General features: G+C 72.3%; 20 protein-coding genes, 2 tRNA genes and 1 pseudogene. 2 read left to right on the top strand and 21 right to left on the bottom strand.

The genetic code is table 11. The features are described from left to right. Positions 1-41 precede the first annotated feature (41 nt). From BGP73_RS01560 to BGP73_RS22940, 13 genes and pseudogenes are all read right to left on the bottom strand, one after another. Positions 42-2,645, bottom strand: a pseudogene (locus tag BGP73_RS01560) (ComEC/Rec2 family competence protein); the annotation flags it as partial. After that, positions 2,632-3,759: a ComEA family DNA-binding protein gene (locus BGP73_RS21705; protein WP_244501043.1), complete on the bottom strand. Its 1,128-nt coding sequence runs from the start codon at positions 3,757-3,759 to the stop codon at positions 2,632-2,634. The gene BGP73_RS21705 and the pseudogene BGP73_RS01560, both read right to left, overlap by 14 nt. Positions 3,760-4,122: 363 nt before the next feature. Continuing rightward, the gene (locus BGP73_RS01550; protein ID WP_069811459.1) at positions 4,123-4,971 is read right to left on the bottom strand and encodes a DegV family protein; all 849 of its coding nucleotides are present in this window, start codon (positions 4,969-4,971) and stop codon (positions 4,123-4,125) included. Positions 4,972-5,047: 76 nt separating this feature from the next. Next, positions 5,048-5,779 (bottom strand): hypothetical protein, encoded by a 732-nt coding sequence (locus tag BGP73_RS01545; protein WP_069811458.1) that lies wholly within the window; start codon positions 5,777-5,779, stop codon positions 5,048-5,050. Positions 5,780-5,987: 208 nt separating this feature from the next. Next, complete coding sequence (gene leuS / locus BGP73_RS01540) at positions 5,988-8,888, bottom strand: leucine--tRNA ligase (RefSeq protein WP_069811456.1); 2,901 nt, start codon at positions 8,886-8,888, stop codon at positions 5,988-5,990. Positions 8,889-9,252: 364 nt separating this feature from the next. Then, positions 9,253-9,325, bottom strand: a tRNA-Ala gene (locus tag BGP73_RS01535). 176 nt (positions 9,326-9,501) lie between these two features. After that, positions 9,502-9,735, bottom strand: a complete 234-nt coding sequence (locus tag BGP73_RS01530) for a hypothetical protein (protein ID WP_069811455.1) — start codon at positions 9,733-9,735, stop codon at positions 9,502-9,504. Between the two features lie 657 nt (positions 9,736-10,392). Then, positions 10,393-10,465, bottom strand: a tRNA-Ala gene (locus BGP73_RS01520). A 140-nt stretch (positions 10,466-10,605) separates the two neighbouring features. Beyond that, positions 10,606-11,259, bottom strand: a complete 654-nt coding sequence (locus BGP73_RS01515) for a histidine phosphatase family protein (protein WP_069811451.1) — start codon at positions 11,257-11,259, stop codon at positions 10,606-10,608. Then, positions 11,256-11,705, bottom strand: coding sequence for a ribosome silencing factor (rsfS, locus tag BGP73_RS01510; RefSeq protein ID WP_069811449.1), 450 nt, complete (start codon positions 11,703-11,705; stop codon positions 11,256-11,258). Before rsfS ends, BGP73_RS01515 begins: the two co-directional genes overlap by 4 nt. Positions 11,706-11,806: 101 nt before the next feature. Then, positions 11,807-13,606 carry an LCP family protein gene (locus tag BGP73_RS01505; RefSeq protein ID WP_069811448.1) on the bottom strand — a complete coding sequence of 600 codons (1,800 nt, stop codon included), beginning with the start codon at positions 13,604-13,606 and terminating at the stop codon, positions 11,807-11,809. Between the two features lie 33 nt (positions 13,607-13,639). After that, positions 13,640-14,263, bottom strand: coding sequence for a nicotinate-nucleotide adenylyltransferase (gene nadD, locus BGP73_RS01500; protein ID WP_079127114.1), 624 nt, complete (start codon positions 14,261-14,263; stop codon positions 13,640-13,642). Positions 14,264-14,306: 43 nt separating this feature from the next. After that, positions 14,307-14,471 carry a hypothetical protein gene (locus tag BGP73_RS22940; RefSeq protein ID WP_170837726.1) on the bottom strand — a complete coding sequence of 55 codons (165 nt, stop codon included), beginning with the start codon at positions 14,469-14,471 and terminating at the stop codon, positions 14,307-14,309. Positions 14,472-14,712: 241 nt separating this feature from the next. Between BGP73_RS22940 and BGP73_RS01495 the strand changes: the two genes are divergently transcribed. Next, positions 14,713-15,804, top strand: a complete 1,092-nt coding sequence (locus tag BGP73_RS01495) for a M48 family metallopeptidase (protein WP_069811444.1) — start codon at positions 14,713-14,715, stop codon at positions 15,802-15,804. Between the two features lie 5 nt (positions 15,805-15,809). Here the strand turns inward: BGP73_RS01495 and BGP73_RS01490 are convergent, their stop codons facing one another. From BGP73_RS01490 to proB, 5 genes are all read right to left on the bottom strand, one after another. Continuing rightward, positions 15,810-16,889 carry an SCO2583 family membrane protein gene (locus BGP73_RS01490; RefSeq protein ID WP_069811442.1) on the bottom strand — a complete coding sequence of 360 codons (1,080 nt, stop codon included), beginning with the start codon at positions 16,887-16,889 and terminating at the stop codon, positions 15,810-15,812. A 147-nt stretch (positions 16,890-17,036) separates the two neighbouring features. After that, complete coding sequence (locus BGP73_RS01485) at positions 17,037-17,651, bottom strand: SCO2584 family spore wall biosynthesis protein (RefSeq protein WP_069811441.1); 615 nt, start codon at positions 17,649-17,651, stop codon at positions 17,037-17,039. Between the two features lie 65 nt (positions 17,652-17,716). Further along, on the bottom strand, positions 17,717-19,024 hold the full coding sequence (locus BGP73_RS01480) for a glutamate-5-semialdehyde dehydrogenase (protein ID WP_069811439.1): 1,308 nt from the start codon (positions 19,022-19,024) through the stop codon (positions 17,717-17,719). Between the two features lie 169 nt (positions 19,025-19,193). Then, positions 19,194-19,667 (bottom strand): hypothetical protein, encoded by a 474-nt coding sequence (locus tag BGP73_RS01475; protein ID WP_079127113.1) that lies wholly within the window; start codon positions 19,665-19,667, stop codon positions 19,194-19,196. A 407-nt stretch (positions 19,668-20,074) separates the two neighbouring features. Beyond that, positions 20,075-21,178, bottom strand: coding sequence for a glutamate 5-kinase (proB, locus tag BGP73_RS01470; protein ID WP_069812047.1), 1,104 nt, complete (start codon positions 21,176-21,178; stop codon positions 20,075-20,077). 410 nt (positions 21,179-21,588) lie between these two features. Here proB and BGP73_RS01465 point away from each other — a divergent pair, with 410 nt between their 5' ends. Beyond that, complete coding sequence (locus BGP73_RS01465) at positions 21,589-23,721, top strand: hypothetical protein (RefSeq protein WP_069811437.1); 2,133 nt, start codon at positions 21,589-21,591, stop codon at positions 23,719-23,721. A 178-nt stretch (positions 23,722-23,899) separates the two neighbouring features. Here the strand turns inward: BGP73_RS01465 and obgE are convergent, their stop codons facing one another. From obgE to rplU, 3 genes are all read right to left on the bottom strand, one after another. Beyond that, the gene (gene obgE / locus BGP73_RS01460; RefSeq protein ID WP_069811435.1) at positions 23,900-25,315 is read right to left on the bottom strand and encodes a GTPase ObgE; all 1,416 of its coding nucleotides are present in this window, start codon (positions 25,313-25,315) and stop codon (positions 23,900-23,902) included. A gap of 247 nt (positions 25,316-25,562) precedes the next feature. Then, complete coding sequence (rpmA, locus tag BGP73_RS01455) at positions 25,563-25,820, bottom strand: 50S ribosomal protein L27 (protein ID WP_069811433.1); 258 nt, start codon at positions 25,818-25,820, stop codon at positions 25,563-25,565. A 14-nt stretch (positions 25,821-25,834) separates the two neighbouring features. Then, entirely contained in the window at positions 25,835-26,155 is a 321-nt protein-coding gene (gene rplU / locus BGP73_RS01450) for a 50S ribosomal protein L21 (protein ID WP_069812046.1), read from the bottom strand. Positions 26,156-26,252 lie beyond the last annotated feature (97 nt).

Raw genomic sequence — 26,252 nt, 5'->3', positions numbered from 1 at the left:
ACGGCCCGACTGGCGTCCGCTCCGACACCGTGCCCTCCGCCGTCCTCCACCACGGCCGCGAGTTCACCGTCCCGGGCGGTCACCGCGATGCCCCCGTCGGTGTCCGTCCGCAGCACCACGGCGCCGGCGGCCCGCAGCGCGCCGAGCGTCCGGGGTGCCGGGTGGCCGTATGGGTTCTCCCCGCAGGAGATCAGGGCCAGCCGCGGCCGGGTGCGGCGTAGCAGCGCCGGGTCCTGGAACCGAGAACCGTGGTGGGCGACCTTGAGCACGTCCACCTCGGGCAACTCCGGATGGGCCGTCAAGAGCGCACGCTGGGAGGGCGGTTCGAGGTCACCGAGGAGCAACAGGGTGATTCCGGCGGTGCGGACCAGCAGGGTGACGCTGGCGTTGTTGGCACCGTCGCCGGCGGGTCCCCGGTCGGACCCGGCCGGTGGCCACAGCACCTGCCAGCGGAGCGGGCCGAGGCTCCGTTCACCGGGTGCGGTGCGCAGGACGGGGACCCGCGCCCGGTTCGCGATCCGCCGGACGTAAGCGGCCTGCGCCGGTGGATCGTCGAGGGTCGTCGTCTCGATCGCGCCGACGGCCCTTCCCCGAAGGACCCCGGACAGCCCGCCCACGTGGTCCGCGTGGAAGTGGGTCAGCACGACCAGCGGGATCCGGGCCACGCCCAACCTCCGGAGGCAGCGGTCGACCAGTCTGCCGGACGGGCCGGCGTCCACGACCACGGCCTGGCCGTTACCGGCGGAGAGCACCAGGGCGTCACCCTGCCCCACCTGGCACACGGCCATCCGCCATCCGGGCGGCGGCCATCCGGTGACGAACCCGGGAAGCGGGGTGGGGCGTAGGACCACCGACACCAGCAGCAGCGCGGTCGCCGCACAGAGCCAGGGACGGCGGGCGATCCCGGCTCCTAGGAGCACGAGGGCGACTGTCACCGCGGCCAGTAGCAGCCCGCCGGCCAACCCACCGGGCCAGTCCACCACCGCACCGGGCAGCCCTGCTCCGGTACGGGCGATGGCCGCGATCCACTCGGTCGGCCAGCCGGCCAACCACGCCAGTCCCCGGGCCGGGGAGGCTGCGAGCGGGGCCACCGCCAGGGTGGCGAAGCCCAGCACCGTGGCCGGCGCCACGGCTAGCTCCGCGAGCAGGTTGCAGGGCACCGCGACCAGGCTGACCTGCCCCGCCAGCACCGCGATCACCGGGCCGCAGACGGCTTGGGCCGCGGCGGCGGCCGCCAGGACCTCGGCCATCCGCTCCGGTACGCCCCGGCGGGCGAGTGCTCGGCTCCATCCCGGAGCGATCGTCAGCAACGCCCCGGTGGCCAGCACCGAGAGCAGGAAGCCGTAGGAGCGGGCCAGCCCGGGGTCGTAGAGCACCAGCAGCAGCACCGCGGCGGCGAGCGCCGGGAGCAGCGATCTACGCCGGCCGGTGGCGATGGCGAGCAGGGCCAGCGCCCCGCAGGCCGCGGCGCGCAGCACGCTCGGTTCCGGACGGCAGACCACGACGAAGGCGAGGGTGAGGGCGCCGGCGAGCACCGCGGTGGAGCGCAGCGGGATGCCGAGACGGGGGGCGATGCCGCGCCGCTCGGCCCGGCCGGCGAGATGGGGCGGACCGACCAGCAGCACGATCACGATGGTGAGGTTGGCTCCGGAGACCGAGAGCAGATGGGTGAGGTCGGTGGCCCGGAACACTTCCTCGAGTTCGGCGGAGACCTGCGAGGTGTCTCCGACCACCAGACCGGGCAGCAGCGCCCGGGCGTCCGGAGAGAGCCCGGTGGAGGCCTCCCGGAGGCCGGCCCGGAGCCTCCCTGCGGCGCGCTGCACGGCACTCGGCCCGCGGACCACCTCCGGTGGTGCTGCCCCGGACACCCGGAGCACCGCCGCGATCTCCGCGCCGCGGTGCTCCGGCGGCGCCAGCCGTCCGGTCAGCCGTAGCCGGGTGGAGGGCAGGAGCCCCAGCCAGGGATCGCGTGGTGCGCCCGCACGGGCGGGCTCCCCGGCCCGGCCGGGAGAGGCCGGAGAGGTCCTGGCGCTGTCCTCGACGATGACCAGCAGTGGTGTGCGGAGTTCGCTGGCCGGCCCGTCGGTGGGTGCGATCCGTACCGCCTCGGCCTCGATGAGGACCGCCGGCGGCCGCTCGTGGGCTCCGCTCACCCGTGGGCGGCTGAGCCGGGGATCACCGGTCACGGCCGCCTCCACCGTGGTCCGCGCGTACCGCTCGGCAAGCTCCGGCAACGGGCCCCGGCGCAGTTCGGCGGTGTGCAGGGCCGCCACCCCGCCGGCCATGGCGGCGCAGAGCGCGCTCGCCGCGATCGTCACCGGAAGGCCGAACCGTGCGGCGGACCGGCCCGGACGCTGCGCTGGAGCACTCTCGACACTCGGGGCGGCGGACCTCCGGAGCAGTGCCGGGCGCAGGGCGAACAGAAGGAGCGTCGAGGCGGCCAGGCCGCAGAGGCCCACCCCGAGCAGCGCCCAACGCGCCGGCGCGCCCAGCGCGAGGGCCGCGGCGGCCCAGGCGGCGAGGGCCGGGGCGACCAACCGCAGGTCCGTCCGCCCCGACTCCTCACGGTCGACCGGCGGCTCCGCCGTCCGGACCGGTCCCGTCCGCGCGACCGGTCCGGTGCGGACACCCTCAGGGCTGGACAAGGGGCCGGAGGTCGGCGAAGCGCTTGTCACCGATGCCGTTCACCTCGCGCAGTTCCTCGACGGAGCTGAAACCGCCGTGCTGCTCGCGGTGGTCGATGATGTGCTGCCCGAGTACCGGGCCGACCCCGGGAAGGGTGACGAGCTGTTCCAGCGTGGCGCTGTTGAGGCTGATGGGACCGGCGGGTGCCGCCGCACCCGGCCCGCTCCCGGCCCCCGCCTCCGTACCGGGAGCGGGGGCCGCCGTCGAGTCGCCGACCAGGAGCTGCTCTCCGTCCGCCAGCAGACGTGCCCGGTTCAACGCGTCGGTCTCCGTGCCGGGCCGGACGCCGCCGGCTGCCTTGAGGGCGTCCGCCACCCGGGCGCCGGCCGGCAGCCGGTGGATTCCTGGGTGCCGGACCTCGCCCGCCACGTCCACCACGATGGTGGCTCCGCTCCCGCCGGACGGTTCCGCTCCTGCTGGGAGACCGCCGGCCGCCGAGGCGTGCGGGGTGGGCTGCCCCGCCCGGGCGAGCGCGGCAGCGGCGGGCTCGGCGGCCGGTGCGCGGACGGTCTCGGGTCTGCCGGACCAGAAGTGGTAGGCGGCGAAGCCTCCGGCAGCGAACAACACGATCGTCAGCGCGGCGAGTTTCCTGAGTTCCAGTCCGCAACGCGACTGCACCCAGAGCGGCATCCGCTCGCCGACCGCCAGCCGGACGCGAGTGCGCCAGGGCAGCCCGGTGGCCTGGCCGTCCGCCACGCCGGCGTCCGGGTCGCCGCCGCCCTCCTCGTCGATCCGGGGTTGACCGGTGTCCTCGTCCCGGCCGCGGCCCTCACCGTCGGCTCTGTCCTCGCTGTGCCGCACACGGCCGCTGTCCGCAGCACCCAGGGCCGCCACCGGCTCGACGACCACCGGGCCGCCCGGGCCGGGTCGTGCCGCGCGCCTCCCCCTTCGGTCGCCGACCGGTGCGGCGGCTGCGGCCGAGCCGGGCGGGTTCGGCGCCCATACCGGGTCCCCCGCTCCCCCGGAGTGGAAGACGGGGGCCGAAGCGGTCACGAAGAGCGCCTCCAGGCGTGGGCGCAGTGGGTCGGTCGGAGCCGCTGACAACGCCCCGGCCCCTGCGGCTCGTTCGGGCATCGCCAGCCGAACCCTGCCGACGCCCGGCCCCGGCCTCCGGCTCCACCGGCCGCGCCGGTGCCGGGAACGCCCATCGGTCCCGGGCGCTCGCCCCGGACCACTGGCCGCCACAACTACAGTGCGTGATCTCCTGCCCATGGAGAGCGACCGTAGCTCTCTCCTGGCTTGGCCGTCGGGGAGCCGTGATTCCGGTGGAATACCCCGGAGTTGTGGATAACTCGCTCACTCGAAGGGAAGCCTCCGGCACCGCCGGGGAACGGAACGGCTGCCCCGAGGGGAGCGTCGGCGGCCATGACAGGCCCGCCGCGGCCCCCACCCCGCAGTGACACCCTCCCCGCTACGGAACGCACCCGACCGCGGCGCTCACTCCCGCGGAGACAGCGCCACCCCGAGGAGCCCCGGCCCGGTGTGCGCGCCGATCACCGCGCCCACCTCGCTGACATGGAGGTCCACCAGCCCCGGCAACCGCTCCCGCAACCGTTCGGCGAGTCGCTCCGCACGCTCCTCCGCGGCCAGATGGTGTACCGCGACATCCACCGGCCGGGTGCCCGCCCGGGCCACCGCCAGGTCCTCCAGCCGCGCGATGGCCTTCGAAGCGGTTCGGACCTTCTCCAGCAACTCGATCCGGCCGTCGGCCAGGTGGAGCAGGGGCTTCACCGCCAGCGCCGAGCCGAGCAGGGCCTGGGTGGTCCCGATGCGGCCGCCGCGCCGCAGGTAGTCGAGGGTGTCGACGTAGAAGTACGCCGCGGCCGAGGCCGCTCGCCGCTCCGCCACGGCCACCGTCTCATCCAGGCCGGCTCCCGCCTCCGCCGTCTCCGCCGCGGCCAGCGCGCTGAAGCCCAGCGCCATCGCGATCATGCCGGTATCCACCACCCGCACCGGAACCGGGGCCTCCCGGGCCGCGAGGACCGCCGCGTCACAGGTGCCGGACATCTCGGCGGACAGGTGCAGCGACACGACCCCGGCCGCGCCGGCGTCCGCCGCCGCCCGGTAGGCCGCCGCGAACGTCTCCGGGCTCGGCCGGGAGGTCGTCACCGGGCTACGGCTCCGCAGCGCTTCGGCGACCGAACGCGCCGACACCTCGGTGCCCTCCTCCAGCGCCCGGCCGCCCAGCACCACGGTCAACGGCACCACGGTGATGCGGTGTCGCTCCACCTCCCGCCGGGGCAGGTGGGCGGTGGAATCCGTGATGATCGCGACATTGCGGGCCATGGCAGGGAGATTATCCGGAAGGGGTTGAGTTCGAACAGTTCAGGCCAAGGAGCAGCCCCGCGCCCGGGGCTGCGGTTCAGGAGGTGTTCTCCGGCCGATGGTCTGGGCGTCGGGACTTGCTGGGACGGTTCCAGGGCGGGCGGAAGGGGATCTCGGAGCGCGGCGGATCGGTCTTCTTCCGCTTCTCCGACTCGGCCCGCCGGGCCTCGGACTCCGAACGCCCCTCCGGCCCAGGGGAAGCACTCTCCGGTTTCGGGCCGTCCGTCGGTGTCCAGTGCCGCAACGCGTCGACCTCCAGGTCGATCTGGCTGCCCAGGGTCGACAGGTCGTCCTCGGCGAACCGGCGGGCCCGGTCCTGGATGGCCCAGCGAAGTGAGTCCGCGGAGTGGGTCACCCGCTGGGTGCGCTTTCTGAGGCCGGGCAGTCGTTCGCCGAGACCACTCCGGTCCGGCTCGTTCTCCAGCCGCTTCAGCTCCTCGTCGAGCTCATGGCCGTGGTGGCTCAACCGCCGGTAGAGGTCGAGCGCCTCGCTGAGCGACGGATCCGTCGGGGCCGCCGCGTCCAGCGCCTCCCGGGTGGCCCGCATGGAGGTGCGCAGTTCGACGCGGAGCTGGGCGACCTCCCCGGCGGGTCCGGGCCGGGAGTACTGGCGGGCCTTGAGGGTGGCATCCTCGACGGCGCGCCTGGTCTGGGAGACCGTCCGGTCGATCTGCCGACCGGCGGCCCGGGCCAGTCTGGCCGCCAGGTAGCCCCCGATCCCGAGGAACAGCACGAAGACCAACACTATGGTCAAGATCACACCGGCCATCGGACGCTCCCTCGCGCTAGTCCAGCCGTCCCTCCACGGTAACGGCGGGGGCCTCTCCGCCGTTCCTCCCGCAGCCCCCAATATCCCGTAGGGGAAGCCCCTTAGCCGTCCTCCGAGTCAGTCGCCGAGGGACACCGTGTGTCCCAGCCGCGTGCCGGCCGTGGCCCCGGGACCCACGGCTCGGGCCCCGAGGTCACGGCCTCCCGCCTCAGGCTGGAACGATGTTCACCAGTTTCGGCTCCCGCACGATCACCTTGCGGATCTCCGCGCCGTTCAGCGCCTCCCGCACCGCGGGCTCCGAGAGCGCCAGCTCCTCCAGTTCCGCGGCCGGGATGGAGGGCGCCACCTCCAACCGCGCCTTGATCTTGCCCTTGATCTGCACCACGCAGGTCACGGCCTCCTCCCGCGCGTACTCCGGGTCGGCCACCGGGAACGGTGCGTGTACCACGGTCGAATCATGGCCCAGCCTGCGCCACAGCTCCTCGGCGATGTGCGGGGCCAGCGGGGCGACCATCAGCACCAGCGGCTCGGCGACCGAGCGCGGTACCGGCCTCCCGGCCTTCGTCAGGTGGTTGTTGAACTCGGTCACCTTGGCGATGGCGGTGTTGAAGCGGAGTTCGGCCATGTCCTGCCGGACGCCGTCGATGGCGCGGTGCAGGGCGCGGAGCGTCGGCTCGTCCGGCTCGGTGTCGACCACCGTGACCTCGCCGGTCCGCTCGTCGACGACGTTGCGCCACAGGCGCTGCAGCAGTCGGTGCTGACCGACGACCGCCCGGGTGTCCCAGGGCCGGGAGACGTCCAGCGGGCCCATCGCCATCTCGTACAGCCGGAGCGTGTCCGCGCCGTACTCGGCACAGATCTCGTCCGGGGTGACGGTGTTCTTCAACGACTTACCCATCTTGCCGAGCACTCGGCTGACGGGTTCGCCGTCGTGGAGGTACTTGCCGTCCCGCTCCTCCACCTCGGCCGCCGGGACGGCCATACCGCGCTCGTCCCGGTAGACGTAGGCCTGGATCATGCCCTGGTTGTACAGCTTGTGGAAGGGCTCGTAGGACGAGATGTGGCCCAGGTCGTGGAGGACCTTGTGCCAGAAGCGGGCGTACAGCAGGTGCAGTACGGCGTGTTCCGCACCGCCCACGTACAGGTCGACCCCGCCGGCCGGCTGTCCCTCGCGCGGCCCCATCCAGTAGCGCTCGACCTCCGGGTCGACCAGCCGCTCGGAGTTCTCCGGGTCCAGGTAGCGCAGTTCGTACCAGCAGGAGCCGGCCCAGTTCGGCATGGTGTTGGTCTCGCGGCGGAAGCTGCGGCGGCCACGGCCGTCCCCGAGGTCCAGCTCGACCCGGACCCACTCCTCGTTGCGGGCCAGCGGAGGCTCCGGCGAGGTGTCCGCGTCGTCCGGCGGGAAGGTGCGCGGCGAGTAGTCGTCCACCTCGGGCAGCTCCACCGGCAGCATCGACTCGGGGAGCGCGTGGGCGATGCCGTCCTCGTCGTAGACGATCGGGAAGGGCTCGCCCCAGTAGCGCTGCCGGCTGAACAGCCAGTCCCGCAGCCGGTAGTTGACGGTGCCCGCGCCGATTCCCCGCTCGGTCAGCCAGCCGGTGATCCGCTCCTTGGCCCCGGCCACGTCCAGGCCGTCGAGGGACACCTCGTCCGCCGCGGAGTTCACCAGCCGCCCGTCCTGCGCCGCGAAGGCGTCATCCCAGGTGCCGGGGTCCGTGCCGCGCCCGTCGGTGGGCTCCACCACACAGCGCATCGGCAGCTCGAAGGCGCGGGCGAAGGCGAAGTCCCGGCTGTCGTGCGCCGGTACCGCCATGATCGCCCCGGTGCCGTAACCCATCAGCACGTAGTCGGCGATGAAGACCGGGACCCGGGCGCCGCTGACCGGGTTCGTGGCGTAGGCGCCGGTGAAGACGCCGGTCTTCTCCTTGGCCTCGGCCTGCCGCTCGACGTCGGACTTGGCCGCCGCCTGCTTGCGGTACGCGTCCACGGCCTCGGACGGGGTGGCGTGGCCCCCGGTCCACACCTCGTGCGTCCCCGCGGGCCAGGCGGCCGGGACGATCGACTCGATCAGCTCGTGCTCGGGGGCGAGCACCATGTACGTCGCGCCGAACAGGGTGTCCTGGCGGGTGGTGAACACCGTGACGGAGCGTTCGGCGCCGTCGGCGGTGCGCACCGGGAACTCCACCCGTGCGCCCTCGCTACGGCCGATCCAGTTGCGCTGCTGGAGCTTGATGGCCTCCGGCCAGTCCAGCTCGTCCAGATCCCGGAGCAGCCGTTCCGCGTAGGCGGTGATCCGCATGTTCCACTGGCGCAGCTTGGCCTTGAATACCGGGAAGTTGCCTCGCTCGGAGCGGCCGTCCGCGGTGACCTCCTCGTTGGCCAGCACCGTACCCAGACCCGGGCACCAGTTGACCGGCGCGTCGGAGGCGTACGCCAGCCGGTACTCCCCCAGCAGGTCGGCCCGCTCGACGGCGGTCAGCTCCGCCCAGGCGCGCCCGTCGGGCAGCGGGCGGACGCCGGAGGCGAACTGCTCGGCCAACTCGGCGATGGGCCTGGCCCGGCCGGCCTCCTCGTCGTACCAGGAGTTGAAGATCTGCAGGAAGATCCACTGGGTCCAGTGGTAGTAGTCAGGGTCGATGGTGGCGAAGGAGCGGCTGGTGTCGTGGCCCAGGCCCAACCGGCGCAGTTGCGCCCGCATGTTGGCGATGTTGGCCTCGGTACTCACCCTGGGGTGGGTGCCGGTCTGCACCGCGTACTGCTCGGCGGGCAGGCCGAAGGCGTCGAAGCCGAGGGTGTGCAGGACGTTGTGGCCGGTCATCCGGTTGAACCGGGCGTAGACGTCGGTGGCGATGTACCCCAGGGGGTGGCCGACGTGCAGGCCCGCCCCGGACGGATAGGGGAACATGTCCATGACGTACTTCTTCGGGCGGTCCGCGCCCTTCGCCCGGACGGCCGGGTCTCGCACCGGGTCCGGCACCCGGTAGGTGCCCTCCACGTCCCAGAAGTCCTGCCAGCGTGCCTCGATGTCAGCGGCCAGTGCGGCGGTGTACTTGAACGGCGCGGTGCGCTGTCCTTCGGCCGCCTCCGCGGCGGAATTGCTCTCGCTCATCGTCTCAAAGCTCCATCGATCGTCTCTGCCGTCACGCCAGCAGGCCCCTGGTGTCGCGATTCTCGCCCCGGAAAAAGAAAGGTCCCCTCGGACAGGAGGGGACGCCGCGCTGAATCCGACCTGGAGTCGTCTCCGTCGGGACTGGTCAGCGCGGCCTGCTAAGCAGAAGGCGTACGGCACGCATACGGTCAGAGTACCGCAGCGCCGCGGAGCGTCGCATCGAGCTTCCCTCGGTGGGACGGTCCCGTGGCGGGGTACGGACGCCGACCCCCGCTGCGGCGCCGGACACACGAAAGGGGCAGGCCGGGAACGCCTGAGCGGACCGCCCGCCAGGACGGCCCGCTCATGTGGATCGACTGATCTGTGGAGCTAAGGAGAATTGAACTCCTGACCTCCTGCATGCCATGCAGGCGCTCTACCAACTGAGCTATAGCCCCGGATCCCGCCCCGGTCTCCCGCGGCGACTGCGCCAACCTTACACGCCCTTCCCCTGGTTGCGCCAAATCGCGGAACGGCTTCCCCGACTCCCCCTTCCTGGGTCGGGGGCGACCGACGACCAGGAGTCGCCGGGCCGCCGAAACCGGCCTCACGTGAGGGGAAAGCAGCATGGCGGTCAGATCGTCACGAAGGAGTAGAAGCGTTTGAGCGTGCAGTGCTCGTCGAGCAGCCGTCCGTAGATCGGCTCGCCGTCGAGCTCCCGGTACGTCTCGATCGGGTCACCCTTGATGACCAGAGCCCGGGCGCACTCCTCGCACCAGTACTGGTAGTCGCTGTTGAGCGGCTCCATGTCGCGGACTACCGGTGTGCCGCTACCGCACCAGTCGCACTTCCGGCTGTGGGCACCCATCGTTCAGCTCCAACTGTGGCCGCAGGCCGTGCACACGTAAGAGATCCCGCCGTTGTCACCGAGCACCAGGGCGACGTGCGCCGAGCCGCAGGACGGACACTGCAGAAGGCACCTCCGCCCTCGCACGACCTCCACGGACGCAGGACGGGCGAAGCGGAGAGCACCTCCGGAGGGCCGGCCAACCTCGCTGACCCCGCCGACGCCGAGCAGTTCCTCGGCCTCCTCGAGAACGCTCGGCGGCATCGCGCTCCCCTTCTCTTCCGGCAAGGGATTCTGCCACGAGATCGACGGGGAAACACCTGGGCAGGGCCGCCTTCCGGACAAGGCGGCGGCCGGACCACCGGACGCGCCGGGCTGCCGAAGCCTCCGGGCCCGGGACTTCCGCCCCGTCGGCGCCCGGAGCCGCCGGGCTCCGGCCCACTGCCCGCAAGGGATCCGGCCGCACTCGAGGGGCTGCCGGACCGGGGTCCGGCGGGTAGATCGTTCCGACGGTCTCGGCTTCCGGGGACTGCACGGCTCCCCCGCCACGTGGAGCGTCATGGCCGGATGACGCCCCGGCGTCGAGCACCGCCCCCACCCGCGGCCGCACCAGTCACGGGCCGCACAACGCGAAATCCCGCCCTCCGTACCGAGGGCGGGATTTTCCCAGATCACGTGTGGAGCTAAGGAGAATTGAACTCCTGACCTCCTGCATGCCATGCAGGCGCTCTACCAACTGAGCTATAGCCCCATCGTTCACACCTGACCGGATTATCGAAATCCGACCTTCTAGACCGGACCCGATCCCGATCCATCAGGGACCGGAGATCACCCGCTGTGCTGTGAACGATCAGAAGTCTAGCCTGTGACGTGGCCGGACGCGAAATCGGTTCAGTCGTCGTCGCCGAGCACCGGTTCCGGGAGCGTGCCGGCGTTGTGCTCCATCAGGCGCCAGCCCCGCGCTCCCTCCCCGAGCACCGACCAGCAGCAGTTGGAGAGGCCGCCGAGCGACTCCCAGCTCCGCGGCTCCAGCCCGAGCAGCCGGCCGATAGTGGTGCGGATGGTGCCGCCGTGGCTCACCACCACCAGGATTCCGCCCTCCGGCAGCTTGTCGGCGTGGGCCGCGACCACCGGAGCCGCCCGGTCGGCGACCTCGGTCTCGAGTTCTCCACCACCCCGCCGCACCGGCTCACCGCGTTTCCAGGCCGCGTACTGCTCGCCGTGGGCGGCGACGATCTCCTCGTGCGTCAGGCCCTGCCAGCTCCCGGCGTAGGTCTCCCGGAGTTCGGCGTGCCGGGTGAACTCCAGGCCGCAGAGCGTGGCGAGCTCGGCGGCGGTGTCCACCGCCCGCCGCAGGTCGGAGGCGATGATCGTGTGCGGCTGGAGCGCCGCCAGCAGCCGGGCCGCGCGCCGGGCCTGCGCCACGCCCTCGTCGGTCAGCTCGATGTCCGTCGTGCCCTGGAAGCGGCGCTCCAGGTTCCACAGCGTCTGGCCGTGCCGCCACAGGACGATCCGACGGTCCCGGCCGGGCTTCGCGCCGTTCAGCGGAGCTCACCGTCCAGGTCCTCGGCGGCGGCCTCCGCCCTCGCCTGCTCCTCGTGGGCCTCGGCCCTCCCCCGGCTGGCGGCGGCGTCGGCCGGCAGCTCCAGCTCCGGGCAGTCCTTCCAGAGCCGCTCGAGGGCGTAGAACACACGCTCCTCGCTGTGCTGGACGTGGACGACGATGTCCACGTAGTCCAATAGCACCCAGCGGGCCTCCCGGTCGCCTTCGCGGCGCACCGGCTTGCTGTCCAGTTCCGTGCTCAGCCGTTCCTCGATCTCGTCGACGATCGACTTGACCATGCGGTCGTTGGGGGCGGAGGCCAGCAGGAAGGCGTCGGTGATGGAGAGCACGTCGCTGACGTCATAGGCGACGATGTCGTGCGCGAGCTTGTCGGCCGCCGCCTGGGCGGCGGCGTTGATCAGCTCGATGGAGCGGTCCGTGGCGGTCACAGGCAGGCTTTCGGGGTCGGGGACAACGGGCCGCAGCGAGGTACGGCTCGGTCCAGGATCTCACGGCCCACCGACCCCGCCCGACCGCCGACCCACCCGCGTCACCGCGCCCGGTAGTCCCCGCCCAGCACGACGGTCATATCGGCGTTGTGGTCGCTCTTGCCCTTGCGCACCACGCTCTTCGGAAGCCCCAGCGTCTTGGCGACCTCCGCGGCCTCCTCCGCCCGCGCGGCGTCCGAGTACAGCACCTGGGACACCAACCGGGCCGCCTCGGCCGGCCCGCCGTCCACATAGCTGTAACCGCCGTTGAGCAGCGCGACCTGCGCGTCCGTGGAGGCATCCTCCCTGCCGGTGGCGTTGTGGACGCTGACCCGCGGGGTGGCCCCCTCCTCGGGGCTCTTGACCGTGCCGCCCAGGACGGCCTGGACCACTCCGTCGGTGGCCTCCTCGCTGAGGGTCCCGTCGGCCTGCACCGGCAGCGTCGTGGTCTCGTACTGCCCCTCCTTCGCCCGGTCCGCCAGTTGCGCCAGCGTCGAGCCGAGTTGCGACTCGGAGAGCGAGGGGTCGGGGACCTGCCCCAGGGTGCGGACGACCGTGGTGGCGGCGGCCGGATCGCTGGACATCTGCCGCAGCACGGCCCGCATGACCTCGCCGAACCGCCGCAACTGGTCGCTCTGGAGCTCACCGGGGCGCAGCAGGGTGGCGTAGCCGACCGCGGCCTGGCCGTCGAGGCTCTGGTCCTTGCCCTTGCCGACCAGCGGCCCCTCCCCCTTCTTGGGACTCGGGACGCTCGCGTCGGTGTCGAGGCTGATGCCGCCGACGAGGTTGACCAGGTTCTCCAGGAAGGGGGTGTCGAGCCGCCAACTCCCCTTGATGTCCGCGCCCAGCAGCGTGCTCAGCGCCTGCCGCGTCGGGGCGTTGCCGTCCGTCACCACCGACTTGCCGAGGGTGGTGGTCTCCCCGGTCTCGGTGGACAGGGCGAGCGAGTTCGGCAGGAGGACGAGGGTGGCCTTGCCCGTGGTCTCGTTGTCGACGAGCAGCGCGGTGGAGCTCGACCCGCCCTTGGTCGTCCGGAGGTGCACCACGATCACATCGCGCTTCTGGGGGCCGTCGGCCACCGTCTGCGCCCCCGGCAGGCTCGGCAGCGCGTCGGTGTACCAGAGGTAGCCGACCCCGCCCGCGAGGGCTGTGACCAGCGCCACGACCAGAGCGGTGATCCGGTTCCGCCTCTTCCGCTTGCGCTCGTCCCGGCGTTCCGAGCGGGTCTCGGCGAACTTCAGCCAGTCGATGACGTCTTCCGCGTCCTCGTCCGGGTCCTCGACGAAGGCGAACTCCTCCGTGTGGTACTCCGGGCCGTCACCCCCCGGTCCGCCGCCGGACGGCTGCCCGGATTCCGGGGCGGGGGCGGGCTCCGGTCCGGAGGGCTGCTCCGACTCCGGCGGTCGCTGGTGGGGCAGGGGCTGTCCGGTCTGCCGCGGCGGCTCCGGACGGGCCTGCCGGTAGGGGTCCCACCCGGCGGGCTGCGGCGGCTGCTGCGGAGCGTAGGGATCGTACCCGGGCCCAGGCTGCTCGGGCTGGTACCCGGTTTCGGGCTGGTACCCAGGGTGCGGTTGGTAACCGGGGGCCGGCTGGTAGCCGGGGTGCGGTTGGTAGGACGGGTCAGGCTGCTGCCCGGGGTGCGGCTGACCGTAGGGGTCGTAGGCGTTGCCGTACTGGTCGTACCCGGAGGGCGCGTCCGGCTGCTGCCCGTAGGGGTCGTATCCGTACTCCCCCTGGGGCGGCTGCGGTTGGGGCTGTTGTGGGGGGTAGGGCTCCTGGTACCGGTGGGCGTACCCCTCCCTCGCATAGGCGTCCTGGCCGTCCTCGGGCCTCCCGTAGCGCCCGGAGTGTGCGTCGTTCACCAGTGCCCCTTCCCCACGGGTGTTCCGGCAGGACTAGCGGTTGTGCCGGTACAGCCCTCGCTTGTCGATGTAGCGCACCACCCCGTCCGGCACCAGGTACCAGACCGGTTCCCCCGCCCCGACCCGTGCCCGGCAGTCCGTCGAGGAGATGGCGAGAGCGGGCACCTCGACCAGGGAGACCCCGCCATCGGGCAGTCCGGCGTCGGAGAGGACGTGGCCCGGTCGGGTCACTCCGATGAAGTGGGCCAGCGAGAACAGTTCGCCCGCGTCACGCCAACCCAGGATCTGCGAGAGGGCGTCGGCACCGGTGATGAAGAAGAGGTCGGTGTCGTCGTTCTCCGCGTGCAGGTCCCGGAGGGTGTCGATGGTGTACGTCCGGCCGCCCCGGTCGATGTCGGTGCGGCTCACCGAGAACTGCGGGTTGGAGGCGGTCGCGATGACCGTCATCAGATACCGGTCCTCGGCCGGCGAGACCTGTTTGTGGCTCTTCTGCCACGGCTGCCCGGTCGGCACGAACACCACCTCGTCGAGGTGGAACTGCGCCGCGACCTCGCTCGCGGCCACGAGGTGGCCGTGGTGGATGGGGTCGAACGTCCCGCCCATCACACCCAGCCGACGCTTCGTTGGCCCGCTCGAGGCCCCTTCCTGCGTTCCCATGCGTTCAGAGCCTACTGGCCCGGCCCGGAGGCCCGCCCCCGGCTCATCGGTCCCGGTTGAAGCGAGTGATGATCCAGAGCAGCAACAGGAGCACGAACAGCACGCCGCCCCCGGTCAGGAGGGGGTTGAGGCTCGGGTCGTGATCACTGTGCTCGCCGCCCTCGGCGGCGAGCACGACCAGGGAATGGACGGAGCTGGGGAGAGTCATCGTCGGCAGACCTATCCAGGTTGTCGTTGTCGTCGGGAAAGGACGCTGGGCGCCATCATCGTAAGCGGGGCCGCTTCGCAACCTCACGCGGGACTCTGGACGTCCTATGTCTTGCCCCACCACCCCACCGTCCTCGCTGTTCACCAGGGGCATCACACGGGCCTTTGTCGGAGGCACCGCATAGGGTGGGAGCCGCCACGCGGTTGGGGCCACAACCGGGCCGACTAGGGGGTCGCAGAACATGACCGAGAACAGCCGGGAGAACGTCCCGAGCCGGAACCGCGAGCGTTTCCCGGGGATCTCCTCCCGGGCCTACGAGCATCCGGCGGACCGTTCGGCACTGGTGGCACTCCGCAAGTTGAGCGGTTTCGACACCGCCTTCAAGGCGCTGAGCGGGCTGCTGCCGGAGCGGAGTCTGCGGTTGCTGTTCCTCTCCGACTCGGTACGGGTGGGGGACCAGCAGTTCGCGTACCTCAACACCATGCTGCTGGACGCCTGTTACATCCTGGACCTGAAGAAGGTCCCGCAGATGTACGTCAAGCAGGACCCGCAGCCCAACGCCATGTGCATCGGCCTGGACGAGCCGATCATCGTCCTCAGCACCGGTCTGATCGAGTTGCTGGACGAGGAGGAGATGCGGGCGGTGATCGGCCACGAGGTGGGCCACGCCCTCTCCGGCCACGCGGTCTACCGGACGATACTGCTCTTCTTCACCGGGCTCGCGGTCCGCGTCGCCTGGATCCCGCTCGGGAGTGTCGCGATCATGGCGCTCACCACCGCGTTGCGCGAGTGGTTCCGCAAGTCGGAGCTCTCCGCGGACCGCGCGGGGCTGCTGGTCGGGCAGGACCTCCAGGCCTCCATGCGGGGGCTGATGAAACTCGCCGGCGGCAACCACCTGCACGAGATGAACGTCGACGCCTTCCTCGCCCAGGCTGAGGAGTACGAGGCCAGCGGTGACCTGCGCGACTCGGTGCTGAAGATCCTGAACGTACTGCCCCGCTCCCACCCTTTCGCGACGGTCCGCGCCGCGGAGCTGAAGAAGTGGGCCGACGGCGGGGACTACCAGCGGATCCTGGACGGCGACTACCCGCGCCGCGACGAGGACGGGTCCACCTCGGTCAGCGACTCCTTCAAGGAGTCGGCCAGCCACTACGCCGAGACCGTGCGCAACAGCAAGGACCCGCTGATGGGGCTGGTCCGGGACATCGCCGGAGGGGCGGGCGACCTCGGCAGCAAGCTCCGGGACAAGTTCACCGGGCCGACGGGCCCGGCCACCGGCCGGGACGGCGGGGACGAGCCGGGGCCGACGCCTTCCGGCGGCAGCGGCGCCTGAGTGGTTCAACGGGGCGGGCTGGGCTGCGCCCGGCCCGCCAGCACCCCGCAGAGCGAGGTGGTCGGGGCGTTCGAGGTGTAGGGGTCGGTACCGGCGGGCCCGGTCGTCCCGGCCCGTTCACCGGCCAGCAGCGGGCGGAGGTACTCGGCCATCTTGGCGGAGCAGTCCATCGGACCGGCCTCCAGATGGCTCTGCCGGAGCTCGACATGGTGGTCGCGCAGGTCGCCGCGGTCCAGTCGGAACCGCAGCTCCCGGCGGACGGTGAAGAGCGAGGCCCGGTCGGCCGGCTCGGTCTTGCCCACTCGGCGCAGCGCGTAGACGAACGTGTGGTCGCTGACGACCTCCAACTGGTCCGGCGCCACCTCGGACACGGAGAGCGTGCCCTCCACCCGGACCTGCGGGTCGGCCAGCACGACCTTCGCCGGGTCGAAACGGACCAGCCAGCCGGTCGCCGGGTGGCGCCCGTCGTCCACCGGCCTCTCCATGCTGCGGTCGTACTGGTCCACCTGGGCCGGGTCGAGCAGCAGCCGCACCGGCCGTACGGCCTTCCCGGTGAGCACGGCCGGGTCCAGGGCCGAGCGGACGATGTACTCCTTGGCCGTGTCGAGCGCCGAGAGCACCTGGCTGTCGGAGAAGTGCTCGGTGGAACCCGCGGAGGGCAGGGTGACCCCTTCCGCCCCGACCCGGAACTGCGCGGCCGGGCTGTGCTCGAAGAGCGTCTGGGGCTTCCCTCCGGGCACCGCGCCACGCGGGGCGAGCGGTATCACGGTGGCCCGCAGGGGTTCCGGAACCACCGCCACCGGCCGCTGGACGGGGCCGCGCACACCCAGGTAGACGGCGGTGGCGAAGGCCAGGGTGATCAGCACCGCCAGCACCATGACCTGCCGTGAGCCGCCTCGCCGGGCCCAGGACCGGCGGCTGCGGACGGCCGGTGTGCGGTCCTCCACCCGTTCCTGCGCGGAGAACTCCTGGAGCCGGGCAGCCCGGATGAACGATTCGTCGAAGACGACGGATCGGTACTCCTCGTCGCCGCCCCCGGGAGCGCCCTCGGGCGCCCCTTCGGGAGGGTCGCCAGACCCCGTCATACCCAGAGAGTAGGCCGCGGACGGCTCCGCTAAACGCGCCCATTCGCGACAAGTTTCAAACCACGGCCCGGTTTTGCCCCGACTCGTGCTCCATCAGAGGGAACGCCGGAGGGGAGTGCCATGGCGCTCTACCGACCCCACGGACCGTCAGTGCCCGACCGCGGCCGGTACGGAAGGCACCGCCTCCGGCCCGCCCGCGACGTCCGCCGGCCCGCTGCCCGGCCGTCGTGGCGTTCCCGCCGAGCGGTCGGCGCTCCGACCGTCGACATCGCTGCTGGCCGGCGGCGGATCCGGGTTCCGCCGGCTGTCGGTGTCGTCGCGGTAGATGGCGGCGAAGGCCAGCGCGATCATCCCGATGCCCATCACCAGCGCCAGCACCCAGGCGACCGGCCGGTGCCAGCGGACCTGGCCCCGATAGGGCCGGAAGGCGCCGCCGTAGGGGCCGTAGGGGCCGTCCTCCTCTGAGCCCGACTCCCCGTACGCCATCCCCGGCTCGGCGCCGAACGGCCCGTACACGTCCTCCGGGAAGTCGTCCTCGGACGGGCCCGCGGCGCCGCCGCCCCGGGCCGTGGCCTCCGCCTCGGCCCGGGCCTCGGCGGCCGCCAGCATCCGTTCCACGGCCGTCGGTTCGTGGATCCGGGCGGACCGTACGAACGCCTCGTCGAACACCACGGAGGCGAACTCCTCGTCCGCTGCTCCGTGGCCATGCTCCCGGGGATCCTCACCGTCCTTGAACGGCTTGTCCCCCACGTCGTCCGGCACCCGTCCAGGGTACGGCGGTAACGCCCTTTTGGGCAGGGAGAGACCGAAATCGGCCGGCGGTCGGCTCAGCGGACGTGGCCGTCCCCGGTCACGACGTACTTGGTCGAGGTCAGCTCCGGCAGGCCCATCGGTCCCCGTGCGTGCAGCTTCTGGGTGGAGATGCCGATCTCGGCTCCGAAGCCGAACTGGCCGCCGTCGGTGAACCGGGTCGAGGCGTTCACCGCGACCGTGGTCGCATCCACCAGTCGGGTGAAACGCCGGGCGGCCGCCTGTGAGGAGGTGACGATCGCCTCGGTGTGGCCGGAGGACCAGAGCCGGATGTGCGCGACCGCCGCCTCAAGGGAGTCGACGATGGCCACGGCGATGTCGTATGAGAGGTACTCGGTCTCCCAGTCCTCGACGGTGGCCGGCACCACGGTCGCCCCGCCGCCGGCCTCCCCGGCCAGTTCCACCACCCGCTCGTCGCCGTGCACGGTGACTCCGGCCTCGGCCAGGGCGGCCAGAGCGCGGGGCAGGAACCGCTCGGCGATGTCCTGGTGGATCAGGAGCGACTCGGCCGCGTTGCACACACTGGGCCGCTGGGTCTTGGAGTTGACCAGGATCTCCACGGCCATGTCGAGATCGGCGTCGGCGTCCACGTAGACGTGGCAGTTCCCGGTACCGGTCTCGATCACCGGGACCGTGGACTCCTCTACGACGGTGTTGATCAGCGAAGCGCCCCCGCGCGGGATCAGCACGTCCACCATGCCCCGGGCGCGCATCAGCTCCCGGACCGACTCCCGGCTCTCCCCGGGCACGAGCTGCACCGCGTCGGCGGGCAGCCCCGCGCCGCCGACGGCGTCGCGGACCACGGTGACCAGGGCCTCGTTGGAGGTGTACGCCGAGGAGGAACCGCGCAGCAGCACCGCGTTCCCGGACTTCAGGCAGAGCGCCGCCGCGTCCACGGTGACGTTGGGCCGCGCCTCGTAGATGATGCCGATCACCCCCAGCGGCACCCGCACCTGGCGGAGGTCCATGCCGTTCGGCAGGGTGGCACCGCGGACCACCTCGCCCACCGGGTCGGGCAGCGCCGCCACGTCGCGCACATCGGAGGCGATGGCGCGGACCCGCTCGGGGGTGAGGGTGAGCCGGTCGATGATCGCCTCCGAGGTGCCGGCTTCCCTGGCCCGCCGGGCGTCCTCCGCGTTGGCTTCGACGATCTCCTTGGTCCGCACCTCGAGGGCGTCCGCGATCGCCCGCAGGGCGTCGTCCTTGACCGCCCGCGGCAGCGGGGCGAGGTCGGCGGCGGCCGCCCGAGCCCGGTAGGCGGCCCGGATGACCGGCGACTGCGGTGTGGGATCGGCCAGGGGCGAGGGGAAAACGCTGCTGCTCATACCTGCCAGCCTACTGAGCGCAGGGGGTGGAACGGCCGCACATCCGCACTGCGAGACGGCCGCCCGGCCGGTCGCGGCCCCGTGCTCCCTCCCGGGGCACCGACAGGCGGTGGAGCGCCTGGTCACCGGACGACGGAACGCCTCGGTCGGCCGGCCGTGGAACGCCTGGTCAAAGAGGGTGCACCCCGATCGGGGCGGCCGGCGGGGCCGGACGGCCGTCGGCGAAGCGCCGGCGATAGGTCTCCCGGTCGATGACCTCCAGGCCGACGATCTCCCAGGGCGGCAGCCCGGCGGTGCCCCGGTGCTCTCCCCAGAGCCGCAGCGCCACCGCCGCGGCGTCGTGCAGGGTGCGGGCTTCCTCCCAGTAGCGGATCTCGGCGTGGTCCGCGGCGTACCGGCTGGTCAGCAGGAAGGGGTGGTCGTGCGCGAGCTGTTCGAGGCCGCCTCGGACCTCGTCCAACGGCCTCGACTCCCCCTCGACACTGAGTGTGACGTGCCAGAGCCGGGGAGTGGCGAGGTCTCCGCGGTGGGGGCGCGGCTCGGCTTCGGTCCGTTCCGGACCGGGTTCCCCCGCCCGCGGGCTCGCCAGTCTCAGCGCACCCGCTCCCGGGCGCGGTGGTGTGCCCGAACTCCCTCGTCTCACCGGCGACCTCCTGCCTGGACGTACCTGCTGACCCCGCCGGCCGGCGGCCGGATCCGGGCCCGCCCGGAGGCACCCCGAGGGTGCCGTCCCCAGGAGGCCCCGGACCCCCGGAACGGGCGACGGTCGCGCCCGGGGGCGTGCGTGGCTCGGCGTCGCTCTGACCTCCGTGGACCAGGGAGCGGGACCGGGTGCGCGCGGTGTCGCTGGGCGCCGGAAAGCCCTCGCAGCGGAGCTACCAGGGCTGTTCGGCAACGCGGCGAGCGGGCGTGCCAGGTCCCGTGACGGAGCGGAGGTCAGAGCGACGCGCCCTAAGAGTTGACCAGCCCGGGGCGCCGTCGGGGGCGGTTTCGCCGAAGGTCTCGGTGGAAAGGCTGGACTTTGGCCGAAGTCCTCCCGATTGTCGACCGTCAGTGTGCCAGGAGCACCAGATCGTCGCGGTGGACCACCTCGCGCTCGTAGGCCGGGCCGAGTTCCCTGGCGAGGTCCCTGGTGGACCGGCCGAGCAACTTGGGGAGTTCCCGGGCGTCGAAGTTGACCAGGCCGCGCGCCACCGCCCGACCGCTCGGGTCACGCAGTTCCACCGGGTCACCGGCGGTGAACTCGCCCTCGACCGCCGAGATACCTGCCGGCAGCAGCGAGCTGTGCCGCTCGGCCACGGCCCGCACCGCCCCCTCGTCCAGCACCAGGGCGCCCCGCGGGGTCGAGGCGTGCGCCAGCCACAGCAGTCGGTTGGCGGAGCGGCGCCCGGTGGGGTGGAAGTACGTGCCGGTCGGCCGGCCGGCGAGGGCGTCCACGGCCCGGGTGGCGGAGGTGAGGACCACGGGGATGGCCGCCCCGGCGGCGATCCGGGCGGCCTCGACCTTGGTGACCATGCCGCCGGTGCCGACCCCGGCCCGGCCGGCGCTGCCGATGGAGACCCCGGCGAGGTCGGCCGGGCCGCTGACCTCGGGGATCCGGGAGGCGCCGGGGGTCGCGGGGTCCCCGTCGTAGAGGCCGTCCACGTCGGAGAGGAGGACCAGCAGGTCGGCCCGGACCAGGTGGGCCACGAGGGCGGCGAGCCGGTCGTTGTCGCCGAACCGGATCTCGTCCGTGGCGACGGTGTCGTTCTCGTTGACCACCGGCAGCGCTCCCATGCTGAGCAGCTGGTCGAGCGTCCGGTAGGCGTTGCGGTAGTGGGCGCGCCGGCTCATGTCGTCGGACGTGAGCAGCACCTGGCCGACCCGTACCCCGTAGCGGGCGAAGGAGGCGGTGTACCGGGCGACGAGCAGCCCCTGTCCGACGCTCGCCGCCGCCTGCTGCCGGGCCAGGTCTCGGGGGCGGCGGGGCAGGCCCAGGGGAGCGAGTCCGGCGGCGATGGCGCCCGAGGAGACCAGGACGATCTCCTTGGGTCCGCCGCCGGTGCCCGGACCGCCGGCCCGCACCTTGGCCAGGCCGTCGACGAGGGCGTCGACCCGGTCCGCGTCGAGGCCGCCGGCGGCGGTGGTCAGCGAGGAGGAGCCGATCTTGACCACGATTCTGCGGGCCGCCACGACCTCGTCCCGATCTGCTGCTGCCCCAGACACCTGTGCCCTCGCTCGGTCGTACGGTATTCCGGTGCGCAATCTACGGCAGCGGGCCGTGGCCGCGTGGAGGTGTCCCGTCCTCCGGACGACCCGGGAACGGCGCCCCGGAGAGGGCGCGGCGCGCCTCCACCACCGGATGGTCCAGCGGCGCGACACCTTCGGGGCATCACCCCATCGCGTTTGGGTGCTTTGCGACGGATTGCCATCAGGCAAGATTGTCTTTAAGGCGGCGCGCATCATACGGTCAGTGGTCGTCCTGAGTCGACGCCGTATTCGGACTGCGGCGACCGTCGCAGAACCCGGCCGCCCCCTTAACCTTGGCCGCCCCCCATCCGATCGCCCTCGCAGGAGCCCAGCCCGTGCCCTCAGCCGGACTCTCCCCCCAACGCCTCGTGCAGCTCACTGCCCTGCTCGCGATGTTCGCGGCCTTCACGGCCCAGCTCGCGGGCGCGCTCTTCTCCCTGGTGCCGCTCTTCGTCATCGGCGCCACGGCAGGGCTGGCACTGGACCTCTACCTCCAGCTGAAGCAGCCCGGTCTGCTCGCGCTGCTGAGCAAGGTCCGCTTCGACGTCACCGTCCGGCAGCTGCTCCGGGACATGCTCATCGTCGCCGGACTGCTGCGGGTGGAGGGGATCCACCCGCTGGCCGAGCACTCCCCGCTCACCATCGGGCTGCTCGCCTGCTACCTGGTGCACTTCGTGTGCCAGGCGGTGGCCGTGGTGGTCCGCCGCTCGCGCACGCTCCCGGTGCTGACCAGGAACATCGACGCGTCCGCACTGCGGCTCTCGGCCGCCCCGCCGCGGCTGCTGGCCCGACGGCCCGGGCACCGGCTGCTGACCTTCTCCATCCCGGCCACAGCGGGCCTGATGGGCACGTTGATCACCCGGGACGCGCTCTGGGGAGAGATCGGGATCGGCATCGCCCTGCTGCTGGGCGTCGGCGGAGTCGCCCACCTGGCGCGCTGGCTGCTGCCGAGTCGGCGCCCCGCGACCGAGAAGCAGGCGCTGGCCTGGTTGGGCGCCTGGCTCGCCGAGTACCAGCCGACGGTCGGGCTCTACTTCTCCGGCGGGACGACCTCCGCCTACCAGGCGAACATGTGGCTCTCCACCCTCCCCGAGCTGGAGGGCAAGCCGCTGATCGTGCTCCGGGAACGCTTCATGGTCCAGAAGATCGAGGCCACGGACGTACCGATCGTGTGCATCCCGAAGGTCGCGCACCTGATGCACCTGGAGCACTCGACGCTGAAGATGATGCTGCACCCGGCGAACTCGGGTAAGACCTCCCAGGTGCTGCGCATCCCGTCGATCAAGCACGCGTTCATCAACCACGGGGAGAGCGACAAGCTCTCCAGCTGCAACCCGTACGCCAAGGCCTACGACGAGGTCTGGGTGGCCGGACCGGCGGCGCGCGAGCGCTACCAGCAGGCCGACATCGGCGTCGAGGACAAGGACGTGGTGGAGGTCGGCCGCCCGCAGCTGTCGCCGATCCGGGCGTACGCCGGACCCCCCGGACCCGGCTCCCTCACCACCGTGCTCTACGCGCCGACCTGGGAGGGGTGGACCAACGACCCGGGCAACACCTCGGTGATCCTCGCCGGGGAGAACATCGTCCGCGAGCTGCTCGCGGACCCAGGGGTGCGGCTGCTGTACAAACCGCACCCGATGACCGGTTCCGTCGACCCCCGCGCGGGCCAGGCCAACGAGCGCATCAAGGCGATGATCACCGAGGCCAACATCCGCCGTGCGGACCAGCGCCCCGACCCGGAGGCCGTGGCCGAGCTGCAGCGGCGCACCGCCTCCCTGGAGCGGCTGACCACCACGCATTTCCGGGCCAGCGCCGACGAGAACGAGCGGATGATGCTGCAGGGGCGGCCGGCGGGCGACCGCGCGGCGGCGGTCGCCGCGGCGACCGCCGACTGGGAGCGGGCCTACTGGGCCTCTGTCCCCGCGAGCTGGCACCAGATCATCACCGACTCCCGGCCCTCGATCTTCAGCTGCTTCAACCAGGCGGACCTGCTGATCAGCGACGTGTCCAGCGTCGTCTCGGACTACCTGAGCAGCGAGAAGCCCTACGCGGTGGCGAACACCAGCGGACTGTCCGAGGACGAGTTCCGGGAGGACTTCCCGACGGTGCGGGCCGCGACCATCCTCACCCCGAAGGCCAGTGGTGTGGCGGCCCTGCTGGAGTCGGTGCGCAAGCCCGAGCTGGACACCCTGGCCAGGGCCCGGGCGGAGCTGAAGCTGCACCTGCTCGGCCCGTCCGACCCGCCGTCGCTGGTCCGTTTCAACGAAGCGGTCCTGGCCCTCTGCGAGCGGGCTGACCAGCGGAACGCCCGGATGGCGGAGCGGACCGGCGCCAAGCCGGCGGCTCCGGGCCGGATCGTTCCCGAGGCGGATCCGGTCCCGGCGCTCGAGGACACGGCCGCCGGGGAGCCGGTGCTGGACGGAGTGGGGGCCGAGGAGCCCGCCACGGACGACACGGCCACGGTCTGACCCAGCCCCTGCGGGCGTCAGGCGGACCCACCGGTCAGCAAGGAAGAAGCCGGGGCCTGGAGGACGGCGATTCGCCGTCCTCCAGGCCCCGGCTTCTTGGTCGCTACGGGCTGGTGCCCGGCACCCAGCCGGGCCGACTCCGCCGCCTGCCTCCGCGCCGAGGGCAGTCCGTGGGCCCTCAGCCCTGCTGCTCCTCGGCGCGCTCGGCCTCGCGCTCCCGGCGACGCTGCGCCGCCGGCCGGGGCTCGGCGAACCGGTGGTCCTCGCCTCGGCGGCCGAGCATCTCCGCCCCAGCCGTCAGCGACGGCTCCCAGTCGAAGACGACGGCGTTGTCCTCGGCACCGATCGCCACCCCGTCTCCCGGCCGCGCACCGGCCTTCACGAGAGCGTCCTCGACCCCCAGCCGGTTCAGCCGGTCGGCGAGGTAGCCCACGGCCTCGTCGTTCTGGAAGTCGGTCTGCCGCACCCAGCGCTCCGGCTTCTCCCCGCGGACCCGGTAGAGCCCCTCGCCCTCGGCGCGGACCGTGAACCCGGTGTCGTCCACCGCCTTCGGCCGGATGACGACCCGGGTGGCCGCCGCCTTGGGCTTGGCGGACCGGGCCTCGGCGACCCGGGAGGCCAGGGCGTAGGACAGCTCCTTCAGCCCCTCGCGGGAGACGGCGGACACCTCGTGGATCTCGAAGCCCCGGGCCTCCAGTTCGGGCCGGACCATCTCGGCGAGGTCCCGGCCGTCCGGAATATCGATCTTGTTGAGGACGACCACCCGCGGCCGGCCGTCCAGGCCGCCGTACTCGCTCAGCTCCGACTCGATCACATCGAGGTCGCTGAGCGGGTCCCGGTCGGACTCCAGCGTCGCGGTGTCCAGGACGTGCACCAGCACCGAGCAGCGCTCGACGTGGCGCAGGAACTCCAGACCGAGCCCCTTGCCCTGGCTGGCCCCAGGGATCAGCCCGGGTACGTCGGCGACGGTGTAGACGGTCTCCCCCGCCGTCACCACACCGAGGTTGGGCACCAGGGTGGTGAAGGGGTAGTCGGCGATCTTCGGTCGGGCCGCCGAGAGTACGGAGATCAGCGAGGACTTCCCCGCGCTCGGGTAGCCGACGAGGGCGACGTCGGCCACGGTCTTGAGTTCCAGGACGACGTCCCCGGACCAGCCCGGCTCGCCGAGCAGGGCGAAGCCGGGGGCCTTGCGGCGGGTGGAGGCCAGCGCGGCGTTGCCCAGGCCGCCGCGGCCGCCCTGCGCCGCGACATAGCTGGTGCCCTCGCCGACCAAGTCGGCCAGCACGTCGCCGGCGCGGTCCAGCACCACGGTGCCGTCCGGCACCCGGAGCACGAGGTCCGAGCCGTCCTTGCCGGAGCGGTTGCCGCCCTCACCGGGCCGGCCGTTGGTGGCCCGGCGGTGCGGTGAGTGGTGGTACTCGAGCAGCGTGGTCACGGACTGGTCGACGACCAGGACGACGTTGCCGCCCCGTCCGCCGTTGCCGCCGTCCGGACCACCGAGCGGCTTGAACTTCTCCCGGTGTACGGAGGCGCAGCCGTGGCCCCCGCTACCCGCGGCGACATGGAGTTCGACGCGGTCCACGAAGGTGGTCATACGGAGTGCCTCCTGCACTGTGCTGGTCGCCGGGCGATCGCCTCGTCCGGCCGGTCTCTCTCCGGGAGTGGTGCCGCTGTGGGGCCGAGCGTGCAGCGCGGCCCGTCATCCGGCCGGAGGCGTCCGGACGCCTCCGCTCCCCCGCTGTCGAGTGGAACACGCCGAGGGCGGACCGGCTTCCCGGCGCTGCGAGCGCTGTGTGGGAAAGACGGTCCGCCCTCGGAGAATGCTGAGTCGCGCCGGTTGCTTACTCGGCGACCGGAACGATGTTCACGACCCTGCGACCCCGGCTGGTGCCGAACTCGACGGCACCGGCAGCAAGGGCGAACAGCGTGTCGTCGCCGCCGCGACCGACACCCTTACCGGGGTGGAAGTGGGTACCGCGCTGGCGGACCAGGATCTCGCCGGCGCTGACGGTCTGACCGCCGAAGCGCTTCACACCGAGCCGCTGGGCGTTGGAGTCGCGACCGTTCCGAGTGGACGATGCGCCCTTCTTGTGTGCCATGTCTTGTCAGTCCCTTACTTCGCGGCCGAGGGGATACCGGTGATCTTCAGCGAGGTGTAGTGCTGGCGGTGGCCCTGCCGCCGGCGGTAGCCGGTCTTGTTCTTGTACCGGAGGATGTCGATCTTGGCACCCTTGTGGTGGTCCACGAGCTCGGCCTGGACCTTGACGCCGGCCAGCACCCACGGGTCGCTGGTGACGGTCTCCCCGTCGACCAGGAGCAGGGTCGAGAGCTCGACCGTGTCGCCCACCTTGCCGGTGGGAATCCTGTCAACCTCAACGATGTCGCCGACAGCCACCTTGTGCTGGCGACCACCGCTGCGCACGATTGCGTACACGCAGATCTCACTCTCTTGCTCGGAACGGGACCCTTGATGCCAGCCGCCCACACGGGGGATCTGCCAGATCCGTCCGCGATATCCCATCGGACGGGCG

It is taken from the genome of Streptomyces sp. TP-A0874 (assembly GCF_001748085.1).
Taxonomy (GTDB): domain Bacteria; phylum Actinomycetota; class Actinomycetes; order Streptomycetales; family Streptomycetaceae; genus Streptomyces.
This window is presented reverse-complemented; position numbering and strand designations above follow the sequence as displayed.